The sequence below is a fragment of the Saccharopolyspora hirsuta genome (genome assembly GCF_008630535.1).
Classification (GTDB): domain Bacteria; phylum Actinomycetota; class Actinomycetes; order Mycobacteriales; family Pseudonocardiaceae; genus Saccharopolyspora; species Saccharopolyspora hirsuta.
On record NZ_VWPH01000003.1, the window covers coordinates 92,729 to 105,379 of the forward strand.

Annotated in this window: 9 protein-coding genes, 1 tRNA gene and 1 other RNA gene; 3 read left to right on the top strand and 8 right to left on the bottom strand. The window is 70.5% G+C overall.

Going from position 1 to position 12,651, the window contains the following annotated elements; all coding sequences use genetic code 11:
- Positions 1 to 497 precede the first annotated feature (497 nt).
- The 6 genes from F1721_RS06535 to F1721_RS06560 all read right to left on the bottom strand — a co-directional run bounded on the left by F1721_RS06535 (position 498) and on the right by F1721_RS06560 (position 6,854).
- A complete protein-coding gene (locus F1721_RS06535; RefSeq protein WP_150065662.1) occupies positions 498 to 1,493 on the bottom strand; it encodes an ABC transporter ATP-binding protein in 996 nt (331 codons plus the stop codon).
- Positions 1,494 to 1,506: 13 nt separating this feature from the next.
- Positions 1,507 to 2,439 carry an ABC transporter permease gene (locus tag F1721_RS06540; protein WP_150065663.1) on the bottom strand — a complete coding sequence of 311 codons (933 nt, stop codon included), beginning with the start codon at positions 2,437 to 2,439 and terminating at the stop codon, positions 1,507 to 1,509.
- 4 nt (positions 2,440 to 2,443) lie between these two features.
- Complete coding sequence (locus tag F1721_RS06545; RefSeq protein WP_150065664.1) at positions 2,444 to 3,454, bottom strand: ABC transporter permease; 1,011 nt, start codon at positions 3,452 to 3,454, stop codon at positions 2,444 to 2,446.
- Positions 3,455 to 3,551: 97 nt separating this feature from the next.
- A complete protein-coding gene (locus F1721_RS06550; RefSeq protein ID WP_150065665.1) occupies positions 3,552 to 5,246 on the bottom strand; it encodes an ABC transporter substrate-binding protein in 1,695 nt (564 codons plus the stop codon).
- 577 nt (positions 5,247 to 5,823) lie between these two features.
- The gene (gene recR / locus F1721_RS06555) at positions 5,824 to 6,420 is read right to left on the bottom strand and encodes a recombination mediator RecR (protein WP_150065666.1); all 597 of its coding nucleotides are present in this window, start codon (positions 6,418 to 6,420) and stop codon (positions 5,824 to 5,826) included.
- Between the two features lie 86 nt (positions 6,421 to 6,506).
- A complete protein-coding gene (locus F1721_RS06560) occupies positions 6,507 to 6,854 on the bottom strand; it encodes a YbaB/EbfC family nucleoid-associated protein (protein WP_150065667.1) in 348 nt (115 codons plus the stop codon).
- A 126-nt stretch (positions 6,855 to 6,980) separates the two neighbouring features.
- Between F1721_RS06560 and F1721_RS06565 the strand changes: the two genes are divergently transcribed.
- Positions 6,981 to 8,789, top strand: a complete 1,809-nt coding sequence (locus tag F1721_RS06565) for an alpha/beta hydrolase family protein (RefSeq protein WP_150065668.1) — start codon at positions 6,981 to 6,983, stop codon at positions 8,787 to 8,789.
- Between the two features lie 376 nt (positions 8,790 to 9,165).
- Here the strand turns inward: F1721_RS06565 and F1721_RS06570 are convergent, their stop codons facing one another.
- Positions 9,166 to 11,472: a DNA polymerase III subunit gamma and tau gene (locus F1721_RS06570; RefSeq protein WP_150065669.1), complete on the bottom strand. Its 2,307-nt coding sequence runs from the start codon at positions 11,470 to 11,472 to the stop codon at positions 9,166 to 9,168.
- Between the two features lie 61 nt (positions 11,473 to 11,533).
- Positions 11,534 to 11,628, bottom strand: an RNA gene (gene ffs, locus F1721_RS06575) — signal recognition particle sRNA small type.
- Positions 11,629 to 11,849: 221 nt separating this feature from the next.
- Here ffs and F1721_RS06580 point away from each other — a divergent pair.
- Positions 11,850 to 12,179, top strand: a complete 330-nt coding sequence (locus F1721_RS06580) for a hypothetical protein (protein ID WP_150065670.1) — start codon at positions 11,850 to 11,852, stop codon at positions 12,177 to 12,179.
- Positions 12,180 to 12,502: 323 nt separating this feature from the next.
- Positions 12,503 to 12,588 (top strand) — tRNA-Ser (locus F1721_RS06585).
- Positions 12,589 to 12,651: the final 63 nt, after the last annotated feature.

Consider the following 12,651-nt stretch of genomic DNA (forward strand, 5'->3'; position numbering starts at 1 on the left):
TGTCACGGTGCCTCCACCGGAGGCTTCCCCGCCGCAAGTTCCATTGAGGTTTTTCCAGCCTCGTTCTGCGTGGCGGTGCCGGTGGCGGAACCTCAGCGCCCGCCTGGCTGTGGGGTCCCTGACTGATGTATGACCGATACACGGCGTCAGGGCCGTCCTCGCCAGGCGAACGCTGAGAACCCGCGGCGGTGCGAGTTGCGAGGGTGGGCTATGCGCCTGCGGCGCATGCGACACCTGCCGACCGGTGCAGTTCGCCCTTCGCAGCTGCGGTCCACGGGCAGGATGAACAAGTTCAATGGAAATCAGACGTCCAATTTCAATGGAAATCGCATCAGGTTCTCCACAGGAACCGGCGAGTTGTCCACAGGCACCGGTGTGTCGGGAGCCGACACACCGGTGGTCCGCAAGTTCCCTTGAAATCTCAGGTTCGATTTCAAGGGAAATCGGACGTCGAAGTTCCATTGAAATTGCACGGGGACACAGGGTCCGGGAGGGCGTCATGACGCCTCCACCGGGGTTTGCGCTTCGCGCACCGGGTTGTGGCAGCGCAGGAGGCGGGCGCCGACGTCGATGCTCACGTCCGGGGTCTGCTGCTCGCAGACCTCCAGCGCGTTCGGGCAGCGCGGGCAGAACGCGCACCCCGCGTCCCACGGGATGTTGTCGCTGACCGAGCCCTTGATCGGCGAAAGCCGCTGGCCGCGCGGGGCGTCCAGGCGCGGGATCGAGGCCAGCAGCCCGGCGGTGTACGGGTGCCGCGGGCGCGCGAACAGCTCGTGCCGCGCGGCGCGCTCCACCACCCGGCCCGCGTAGAGCACGTTCACCTCGTCGCAGAGCCCGGCCACCACGCCCAGGTCGTGCGTGATCATGATCAGCGCGGTCTCGGTCTCGGCGACCAGCTCCGCCAGCAGCCGCAGGATCTGCGCCTGGATCGTCACGTCCAGCGCGGTGGTCGGCTCGTCGGCGATCAGCAGCCGCGGCTTGCACGCCAGCGCCATCGCGATCAGCGCGCGCTGCCGCATCCCGCCAGAGAGCTGGTGCGGGTACTCCTTGAGCCGCCGCCGCGGGTCCGGGATGCCCACCCGGCGCAGCAGGTCCTCGGCCTCCGGCATCGCTTCCTTGCGCGACAGGCCGCGGTGCTGCTCGATGACCTCGGAGACCTGCAGCCCGATCGACACCACCGGGTTCAGCGAGGTCAGCGGGTCCTGGAACACCATGCTCAGGTCGCTGCCGCGGCGCTGGTCGAGCTCCCGCTTCGACAGCCCGAGCAGGTCGGTGCCGTCGAAGCGCACCGACCCGGAGACCTCCGCGCCGCGGCTCGGCAGCAGCCCCATGATCGCCAGCGAGGTGACCGACTTCCCGCACCCGGACTCGCCGACCAGGCCGACGGTGCGGCCGGGTTCGACGTCGAAGGAGATGCCGTCCACCGCGGTCACCGGCGGTTCGCCCTTGCGGGCGAAGACGACCGAGAGGTCGCGGACTTCCAGCAGTGCCATGCGAATCCTTCCGTCAACGCCGGCGCTTCGGGTCCAGCGCGTCCCGCAGGGACTCGCCGACCAGGGTGAAGCCGAGGGCGACCAGGATGATGCAGCTCGCCGGCCAGAACGCCAGCTGCGGGTGCGAGTCGATGATGTTCTGCGCGCCGCCGAGCATCTGGCCCCACTCCGGGACCGAGTCGTCGGCCGCGCCGAGGCCCAGGAAGGACAGCGCCGCCGCGTCGATGATCGCCACCGCCAGCACCAGCGTGGCCTGCACGATCACCGGGCCGAGCGCGTTCGGCAGCATGTGCCGGAACACGATCGAGCTCTCCTTCACGCCCAGCGCCCGCGCCGCCAGCACGTGATCGCTGGCGCGCTGCGCCAGCATCGTGCCGCGCAGCAGGCGGCCGAAGATCGGCACCTGCACGATCGCCACCGCCAGGATCACGGTGAACTGGCTCTGCTGCACGAACAGCGCGCCGATCGACACCGCCAGCAGCAGCGACGGCACCGACAGCATCACGTCCACGACGCGCATGACCACCGAGTCCACCCAGCCGCCGAACGCCCCGGCGAGCACGCCCAGCACCAGACCGCCGCCGAGGCCGATCACGGTGGCCAGCACCGCGACCAGCAGCGTCTGCTGGGAACCCAGCAGCAGCCGGGAGAACAGGTCGCGGCCGTACTGGTCGCCGCCGAGCGGGAAGCCCTCCTGCGGCGGCGGGATCATGTTCTCCGCGCGGGACACCTGGTCCACCAGCACCCGCTGCGCCGGGTCGTGCGGGGCCAGCAGCGGCGCCAGCAGCGCCACCAGCACGAACACCGCGATGATCACCGCGCCGACGACGAACACCGGGTTGCGCTTGAGCCGCCGCCACGCGGACGCGGCCAGGCTCACCCCGGCGTCCGCCGACGACTCCGCCAGCGCGTCGATGCGCTCCTTGCGCTGCGATTTCAGAGCCATGACCTCACCGTGTCCGCAGTCGTGGGTCGATCAACGCGTACGAGAGGTCCACCAGCAGGTTGACCAGCACGTACACCATCGCCGAAGCCAGGATCACCACTTGCAGCACCGGGAAGTCCTTGCGCTCGAAGCCCAGCGCGACCGCCTGCCCGATGCCGGCGATGTTGAACACCCGCTCGGTCAGCACCGCCCCGGCCAGCAGCGCACCGGTCTGCAGGCCGATCGTGGTGACCACCGGCAGCATCGCGTTGTGCAGGATGTGCCGACGGCGGATGACCATCGCGCCCAGGCCCTTCGCCCGCGCGGTGCGCACGTAGTCCTCGTCCATCACGTCCAGCACCGCGGCCCGGGTGATCCGGAAGATCACCGCGAACGGGATGGTGGACAGCGCGATGGCCGGGAGCACCAGGTGCACGAACGAGTTCCACGCGGCGTCCCACTCGCGGGTCATCAGCCCGTCGAGGATGTAGAAGCCGGTGATCCGGGTGGCGTCCAGCCCGGCGTCCTGCCGACCGGACGCGGGCAGCACGCCCAGCTGGACGGCGAACACGAACTTCAGCAGGAACGCCAGGAAGAACACCGGCACCGCGACGCCCACCAGCGACCACGTGATGCTCAGGTTGTCCAGCCAGCTGCCGCGCTTGCGGGCGGCCAGGTAGCCCAGCGGGATGCCGATCGCGACCGCCAGCAGCAGCGCCAGGATCGACAGCTCCAGCGTCGCCGGGAAGCGGGTCAGGAACACCTCCAGCGCGGGCGACCCGGGCTGGACGCCGGTCGAGGTGCCGAAGTCACCGGTGACGGCGCGGCCCAGGAACCGCCAGTACTGCACGAAGATCGGCTGGTCCATGCCGAGGTCGGCTTCCAGCTTGGCCCGCGCCTCCGGCGTGGCGCGGTCCCCCAGCATCGCCGACACCGGCCCGCCGGGCAGCGACCGCAGCCAGGCGAACAGCAGGACCGACAGGACGAAGACGACCAGCACCAGCTGCGCCAGTCGCCGGATCGTGTAGCGGAGCACGCAAACCCCCGTTGCTCAGTTCGGCAGCGAGCGCGTTTTCGCGCGAAACCGACGGGCCCGTGCGGGAGCCGCGCCGATTTCGCGCGAAATCGTCAGCTCACTGACCCGAGACGCTCACCGAGGCGAACTCTTCGGCGGTCAGCGGCGAGGTCTGCAGACCCTCCACCTTGGAATTGGTCACGATCGCCGGCGGCGAGTGCGACAGCGGGATCGCCGGCAGGTACTCGGACAGCAGCTTGCGGTTGATGTCCTGGTACATCTGGTTGCGCTTGGCCTCGTCCGGCTCGCTGTCGGCCGCCTTCAGCTGGTTGGCCAGGTCCGCGCCCCACGGCGAGCCCGCCGTGTAGAAGCGGTTCTCCGTGGTGCCGAAGAAGGTGCCGATGAAGTTGTCCGGCGTGTTGTAGTCACCGGTCCAGCCGAGCAGGAATAGGTCGGCCTTGGCGTTGTCGACGTCGTCGATGTAGCCGCCGTTCCACGGCTTGCTGACCGGGTTCACGGTGATGCCCACCTCGCGCAGGTCCTCCGCGAGGGCGTTGTAGATGCCCTGCGGGTCCGGCATGTACGGCCGGGTCACCTCGGTGGGCCAGTAGAAGTTCACCGTCAGGTTCGGCACGCCCGCCTCGGCGAGCAGCTGCTTGGCCTTGGCCGGGTCGTGCGGGTACTTCTGCACGTCGGAGGCGTAGCCGTCCACCGTTTCCGGGTAGAACTGGGTCGCGACCGAGGCGCCCTCCGGCAGGTTCGCCTTGACCAGCGTCTCGCGGTCCACCGCGTAGGCCAGCGCCTGGCGCACCCGCAGGTCCTTCAGCGCCGGGTTGTTCTTCTGGGTGATGCCCAGGTACATGATGTTGAACGGGTCGCGGACCTGGACGTTGTGCCCGGCGTCGCGCAGCGCCTTGAGGTCGGCGGCGTTCGGGTAGTCGTAGCCGTCGATGGCGCCCGACTCCAGCTCCTGCTTGCGCACCGTCTCGTCCGGGATGATGCGGAAGATCAGCTCGTTGACCTTGGCCTTCTCGCCCCAGTACTCCTCGTTGCGGGCCAGCTTGATGGTGCCGTTGCCCTCGTCGTAGGAGACGAACTTGAACGGCCCGGTGCCCGTCGGGTGCGAGCGGGAGTACTCCGGGTACACGAAGCTGTCGCCCTGGGCCTGCACGTTGTTGGCCTGGTACTTCTCCATCGCCGTCGGCGACTGCATGCTGAACGACGGGAGCCCGAGGATGTCCGGGAACTTCGAGCTGGCGCGGGTCAGGTGCACCACCGCGGTGGTCGGGTCCGGCGACTCGCAGGACTGGTACAGCGACGGCGTCTTGCCGTCGGAGAACCCGCCGAAGTTCTCGATCCAGTAGTAGGACAGCGCGTTGTTCTGCCCGGCACCGGTCTGGTCGAACATGCGCTGGAAGTTCTTGCACACCGCTTCGGCGTTGAAGTCGGTGCCGTCGTGGAACTTCACGCCGGTGCGCAGCTTGAACGTCCAGGACTTGCCGTCCGGGGTGTGCTCCCAGGACTCCGCGAGCTCCGGTTCGACGTCGGCGGACCCGGGCTTGAACCCGACCAGCCCCTCGGTGATCTGCCGGGTGACCCGGAAGGTCTCGCCGTCGGAGGCGTAGAACGGGTCGAACCCGTCCGGGGCGCCGGCCGCGCCGAAGGTGAACGTGCCGCCCTCACCGCCGCCCGCCTCGCGCTGCGACTGCGCGCAAGCGGCCAGCGAGGTGGCCGCGACCAGTGCGACACCGACGGTGGCGACACGGCGCCGCGTGGTGAGCGGACGTCGTGACGCCGATGGAGCTCTGCTCATGGAAGCACCTCAGTGTGTCTCAGGTCTCAGAGTTCCGTGAGACTAACCCGCAGCACGCGTTCACTGGAGTCCCCGAGGTTACGATCCGACTACTTAGGACTACCTAATGAACCGGTCGATATCGGGCATTCATCCGCTCGGACCAGCGAATTCTCCTACTTGCCGATCGAGCAACATCGGACCGGATTTACGGCAAATACGGGAAAAACCGCTAACGCCCCGCCGAGTTCACAGACCGGGGAAAGGCACAGCTGCGACCAGCTGAACTACGACAGGAAGAGGAGTGCGAGCGAACACCTCGAAGCCCGCATCGTCAGGCAAGCGGCGTCAGCCGCTTTCGGCGGTAAACAGCGACCGCGAAGCGTGACTGGTGCCGTGCCGCGAGGGTCGCATGCGCCGCAGGCGCATAGCTCACCCTCGCAACTCGCACCGCCGCGGGTTCTCAGAGGTCGCCTGGCGAGGACAGCCCGTTCGCCGTGTATTGGACATACATCAGAACGGGATCCCGCAGCCAGGCGGCCTCTGAGGTTCCGCTACCCGCACCGCCGCGCAAACCAGCCACTGGAACTTCCGATGGCTACAGGGCTCGGCGACCTGAAAGAGCCCTGCCCAAGGTGAGCTCGTCGGCGAATTCGAGGTCGCCGCCCATCGGGAGACCGGAGGCGAGGCGGGTGACCGTCAGACCGGGGAAGTCGCGGAGCATCCGGACCAGGTAGGTCGCGGTCGCCTCGCCCTCGGTGTTCGGGTCGGTCGCGATGATCACCTCGGTGATGTCGTCCTGCCCGATGCGGGCCAGCAGCTCGCGCACCCGCAGCTGGTCCGGGCCCACCCCGGACAGCGGGTCCAGCGCGCCGCCGAGCACGTGGTACCGCCCCTTGAACTCGCGGGTGCGCTCGATGGCCAGCACGTCCTTGGGTTCCTCGACGACGCACACCAGCGTCTTGTCGCGGCGGGCGTCCCGGCAGATGCGGCAGGTGGCCTCCTCGGAGACGTTGCCGCAGACGTCGCAGAACACCACGCCCTCCTTGACCTTCTGCAGCACCTCCTGCAGCCGGGTCACGTCCGCGGGCTCAGCCGCGAGCAGGTGGAAGGCGATGCGCTGCGCGCTCTTCGGACCGATGCCCGGCAACCTGCCGAGCTCGTCGATCAAATCCTGTACCGGACCTTCGTACACTTCTCGCTCGTTTCGAGGGACTGCACAGCTTCAACTGAAACTGCGATCACGGCTGGTGCACAGCTTCAATCGAAACCGGGCGGCGATCACATGCCGGGCAGGCTCAGCCCGCCGAGGCCACCACCGCCGAGGCCGCTGGTCAGCGGGCCCATCTTCTCCGCCTGCAGCTCCTGCGCCGCGCGGTTGGCGTCGCGGACCGCGGCGACCACCAGGTCCGCCAGGGTCTCGGTGTCCTCCGGGTCGGCCGCCTTCGGGTCGATCGCGAGCCCCTTCAGCTCACCGGCACCGCTCACCGTCGCGGTCACCAGCCCGCCGCCGGCGCTGCCCGAGACCTCGGCGTCGGCGAGCTCCTGCTGCGCAGTCATCAGCTGCTGCTGCATCTTCTGCGCCTGTTCCATGATCTGCTGCATGTTCGGCTGGCCACCAGGCTGCACCGTGTTCCTCCTCGTCTCGCGGGACCCGCGCCACCCCGCACGGGGGGTACAACCCCAGCCTAGAGAATGCTCGGCCCGACCCGTCGACCCCTGTGCTCAGCGGGTCGCGCGTGACAGGGTGTCGGCATGGGGCTGGACATCGTGCGGTTGCTGGAGCTCACCACTTGGCGGGCCTTCGACGTGGCCGACACCGGGCGGGTGCTGGCGGGCTCCGACGAGTCCGGCTCGACGCAGCTGGTCGAGCTCGCCGACGGCGCGAGCACCCGGCTGACCGCGCTGTCCGGTGCGGTGACCGGCCGCTACCTGCCCGGCGAGCGCGCGGTGGTGGTGCAGCACGACACCGACGGCGACGAGCGCGGCCAGCTGTCGCTGCTGCGCCTGGACCAGCCGCGGCCGGGACCGGTCCGGCTGCCCGAGCTGTGCCCGCTGGTCCGCGACCCCGCGCACGTGCACCGGCTGCTGGACGTGCTGCCCGGCCGGATCGTCTACACCACCAACCGGCGCAACGAGGTCGACTTCGACGTGGTGGTCCGCGACGTGACCACCGGCGAGGAGCGCGTCGTCTACGACGGGGGCGGCATGGTGCTGGAGGTGGCGGCGGCACCGGACGGCCGCCGCGTGGCGCTCACCGTGCCCGGCGGTCCGCCCATGTCCGACCAGCTGGTGGTGGTCGACGCGGCCGGGGTGCGGGCGGTGACCGGCCGGGAGGTGCCCGCCCGGCACACCAACATCCGCTGGCTGCCCGACGGTTCCGGGCTGATCACCACCACGAACTTCGAGCGCGACCGCACCGGCGTCGCCCGCATCGACCCGCGCACCGGAGCCCGCACCTGGCTGGTGACCTCCGACGAGCACGACCTGACCGGCTGGCCCTCCCCGGACGGCTCGACGCTGCTGGTGCAGGCCAACGACGACGGCGCGAGCCGCCTGGCGCTGCACGACGCGACGACCGGTGAGCGGTTGCGCGAGGTGCGCCTGCCCGCGGACGGCTGGTGCGCGTTCCCGCTGCCGCAACCCGTGTGGTCACCGGATTCGCGGTTCGTCGCGCTGACGTTCAGCGGTACGACGGTCCCCGGTGATGCGCTGCTGCTGGACGTGGCCACCGGCGAGTGCCGCTCGCTGACCGACTCCGCCGGGCAGCTCGACGAGCGACCGGTGGAGCCGAGCACCCACCGGGTGCCGACCCGCGACGGCGAGCGGCTGCCGTGCTTCCGCTACTCGCCCGGCGACCCCGACCCGCAGCTCGCCGGGTCCGCGGTGCTGATCGTCCACGGTGGACCGGAGAGCCAGGCGGTGCGGGCGTTCAACCCGATCGTCCAGGCGCTCGTCGCGCAGGGCCACGAGGTGCTGGTGCCGAACGTGCGCGGCTCCACCGGCTACGGCAAGCGCTGGTACTCCGCCGACGACGGCCGGAAGCGGCTGGAGGCGGTGGCCGACCTCGGCGACCTGCACGACTGGCTGCCCGAGATCGGTCTGGACCCGCGCCGCGCCGCGCTGTGGGGCGGCTCGTACGGCGGCTACATGGTGCTGGCCGGGCTGGCGTTCCAGCCGCAGCGCTGGGCGGCGGGCGTCGACATCGTCGGCATCTCGTCGCTGGTCACGTTCCTGGAGAACACCGCGGCCTACCGCCGCGCGCACCGCGAGCGCGAGTACGGCTCGCTGCACGCCGACGCGGACTTCCTGCACCGCGCATCACCGCTGACCGAGGTCGCGGCGATCGCGGCGCCGCTGTTCGTCCTGCACGGCGCGAACGACCCTCGGGTGCCGCTGTCGGAAGCGGAGCAGATCGCCGGAGCGGTCCGCGCGAAGGGCCTGGAGTGCGAGCTGCTGGTCTACCCGGACGAGGGCCACGGCTTGGCGAAGCGCGCCAACCGGCTGGACGCGTACCCCAAGGCCCTCGAATTCCTGGCCCGCCACCTCGCGAAACCCGCCTGACGAACCACGACCGCGGCGCGCCGCCGCCCGGCCCGACGCGATTTCAATGGAAATCAGACCTCCGATTTCCATTGAAATCGCATCCTGCCCGTGGACCGCAGCCGCGACGGGCGACCGGCACCGACCGGCAGGTGTCGCATGCGCCGCAGGCGCATAACCCACCCTCGCAACCGGCACCGCCGCGGGTTCACGGTGCCCACCCCTCCGGGGTTCCTTCCGGCGAGGACGGCCCTGACGCCGTGTATCGGGTCATACACAAGTCAGGGCACCCGGAGTCCAGGCGGGCGCTGAGGTTCCGCCACCGGCACCGCCACGCAGAACGAGGCTGGAAAAACCTCATTGGAATCGCGGGTTCCGGGCCGAACGCGGGGTGACGTCAGTTGTCGATCCGGCGAGCGCCGAGCTCGCGCTCGAAGAGCTCGACCGCGGCGGCTTCCGGGTCCGGGCCGACCGGGGTGCTGGCGTCGTACGGGGAGGACTCGGCGAGCATCGCCTCCGGATCCTCCTCGTCGTCGCTGGCCGACGGCTTCGGAGCGCGCTGCGGCTCCGGCGGCCTGACCGGCTCCGGTGGCGGCGGGACGTCGTCCGGCGGTGGCGGTTCCTCGTCCGGCGGTTCCGGCGGGGGCGGGATGTCGTCGGGCTCCGGCGGGCGCGGCACCGACCCCTGGCGCGGTGCCTGCGGCCGGGCCTGCCCGTTGGACGGGCGCGACGGCTGAGCGCTCGGGGCCTGGTTGTTCGGCGGCTCGCTCGGCGGCGGGCTCGCGGGCTCGGCGGCCGCGGTCGAACGGCGCTGCGGGGGCTGCTTCGGCGCAGCCGGGCGCGCCGGAGCTGGTGGCGGGGCCGCGCCCGCCTCGACGCACTGGATCTCCCAGTCTCCGGAGCTGATCACCTGGCTCAGCGCCTGCTTCACGAAGTCCAGCCGACGCTGCTGGGCGAACTGCTTGACCAGCCCGGACGTGGGCATCGACAGCACGAGCACACCGTCGCGGATGTCCTGCACCGTGGCGTTGAGCAGCAGCGCCTGCGTCGGCCGGTTCAGCTTCGCGACGGCCTGCAGCACGTCGCTCCACACCTGCCGCACCTTCGCCGCGTCGTACCCGCCCGCGGCTCCCGCCGCAGCAGGCTCCGCCTGCCCGGCTCCGCCGGTCGCTGCGCCGCTGCGCTGCGGCTCCGCCGCAGCCGCGGGGGCCTCCGCAGCTCCGCCGCCACGGCTCACGCCGCTCTGCGGCTGCGCTGCAGCTCCCCCGGGCTCCGCCGCAGCTCCGCCACCCGGCGACGCCGCATCAGCTCCGCCGCGCGGCTGCGCAGCTGCTCCGCCCTGCGGCTCCGCCGCGGCTCCGCTCGCGCTTCGCTGCTGCGCAGCTGCGCTGCCTGCTCCGTCGCGCGTCGCAGCGGCCTCTTCCGCCGCACGCGCTTCCGCTGCCGCGCGCTCGTGCGGGCGTTGGAAGACCCGGCGCGGCCGGGAGTCGCCGTCCGCCGCTGGCGCGGCTTCCGGTGCGGGCGCGCCGCCCTCAGCGGGCGCGATGGTCGCTCGGCGCTCGATCCGCTCGAGTCGTTGCAGCAGCGCGGTTTCCGAGTCCGAGACCGCGGGGAGCAGCATCCGGGCGCAGAGGAGTTCGAGGAGGAGGCGGGGCGCGGTGGCGCCGCGCATCTCGGCCAGTCCGGTGTGGACGATCTCGGCGAAGCGGGAGAGGGTGGCCGGGCCGAGCTGGTCGGCCTGGTTGCGCATCCGCTCCAGCTCCTCGCCCGCCGCTTCCACCAGGCCGCGGTCGGCCGCGTCCGGGACCGAGCTGAGCAGCACCAGGTCGCGGAGCCGGTCGAGCAGGTCGGAGCCGAAGCGGCGCGGGTCGTGGCCCGCTTCCACCAGCCGGTCGACGGTGGCGTAGACGGCCGCGGCGTCGCCGCCCGCGAGCGCGTCGACCATGTCGTCGATCAGGGCCACGTCGGTGACGCCGAGCAGCGCGACCGCGCGCTCGTAGGTGACGCCCTGGTCGGTCGCCCCGGCCAGCAGCTGGTCGAGCACGCTCAGCGTGTCGCGCGCGGAGCCGCCACCAGCCCGGATGACCAGCGGGAACACCGCGGGCTCCACCTGCACGCCCTCCTCGGCGCAGATGCGCTCGACCAGCTCGCGCATCACGCCCGGCGGCATCAGCCGGAACGGGTAGTGGTGGGTCCGGGACCGGATGGTGGTGAGCACCTTGTCCGGTTCGGTGGTGGCGAAGACGAAGATCAGGTGTTCCGGCGGTTCCTCGACGATCTTCAGCAGGGCGTTGAAGCCCTGCGTGGTGACCATGTGGGCCTCGTCGATGATGAAGATCCGGTACCGCGACTGGGCGGGCGCGTAGAAGGCCCGGTCGCGCAGCTCGCGGGTGTCGTCGACGCCACCGTGGCTGGCCGCGTCGAGCTCCACGACGTCGACGCTGCCGCCGCCCTCGGGGGCCAGCGCGACGCAGGAGTCGCACTCGCCGCACGGGTCGGCCGTCGGTCCCTGCGCGCAGTTCAGCGAGCGGGCGAGGATGCGCGCGCTGGAGGTCTTGCCGCAGCCGCGCGGCCCGGAGAACAGGTACGCGTGGTTGATCCGGCCGGAGGACAGCGCGGTCCGCAGCGGCTCGGTGACGTGTTCCTGCCCGACGACCTCAGCGAAGGTCGCCGGTCGGTACTTGCGGTAGAGGGCGAGCGCCACGACCAGAACCCTACGCGGTACGCCTGACACCCCGAACAGGACCCGAACGGCCCCCGGGAAAGAAAGGGGACCCCGTGCACCCGCCAGAGCCCGCTTACCCTTGCTGCCTTCCGGCCCTGGGGGAGTTCACAGGATGGACGCCGCACGAGGTCCACGGACAGTGTAACCCGACCCCCGCGGTGCTCCGCGACGAGGCCTCGCCCACCGATCAGCGGGTGCTCTTTCGTGTGGAGCCACTCCACCACCTGCCGGATTGGCGCCCCCGCACCATCTCATTGACCTGCGCAAATCCAATTTCCCGATAGACCATGTCACGCTGTGCACCTGCTAGCGTGCGCTGAGTAACCAGCTTCGTTCACGTTCGAAGGAGGAAATCGATGAGCAGCGATGCGCTCACCGCGGAGAACGCCCCGGTCGAGAACTTCTCGTTCGGCGACATCGTCGACGGACTCAAGACGGTGGCGAACACGTTGCGGTTGCCAGGTGCGCCGAAGATCCCCTACGCCGCTGATGAGCTGGACCTTCCCACCGGGGTCGAGGCCAGCGAGCACTGGGAGAAGCTGGCCGCGCTCATCCCGGAGGCGCGGGCTCACGCGCAGGCGCTGCTGGACGACTGGGACCAGCAGCAGCACGTCGCGAAGGCGATCGTGGAAGCACGGGGACAGGACGGTCCGCAGGGCTCCCTCAAGAACCCGATCAACCTCTGAGGAACGGGCCGGGAATCGGTCGTCGCTCGATCCGCGTTGCTCAACCAGCGGTCGATCGACGAGGACACCATCGGCGAACGCGGCCCCGCGATCAGGACCCCCAACCGGCGCGAGCCTCGCTGAAGCAGCAGGAACCCCCTCCGAGCAGGGGGTTCCTGCGCGTCTCGGGCAGCCACCCCGGCACACCCCCAGCGCCGACCGGGTTGATCCCCAGCCCCTCACCGAGCGCTGCGCAAGATCACGACGTCGACCGCTGCCAGGCCGTCCGCCCAGGTCACGACCCGTATCCGCTGCTCAGGGAGCCCTCTGCTAGGCTTCCGCACGGAGGATTGGCCGAGCGGCCTAAGGCGCACGATTGGAAATCGTGTTGGGTTAACAGCCCTCACGGGTTCGAATCCCGTATCCTCCGCTGGTCAGAGCCCCGGCAGCGAAACAAGCGGCCGGGGCTCTTTCGCGCCCAGGCTCAGTTTCC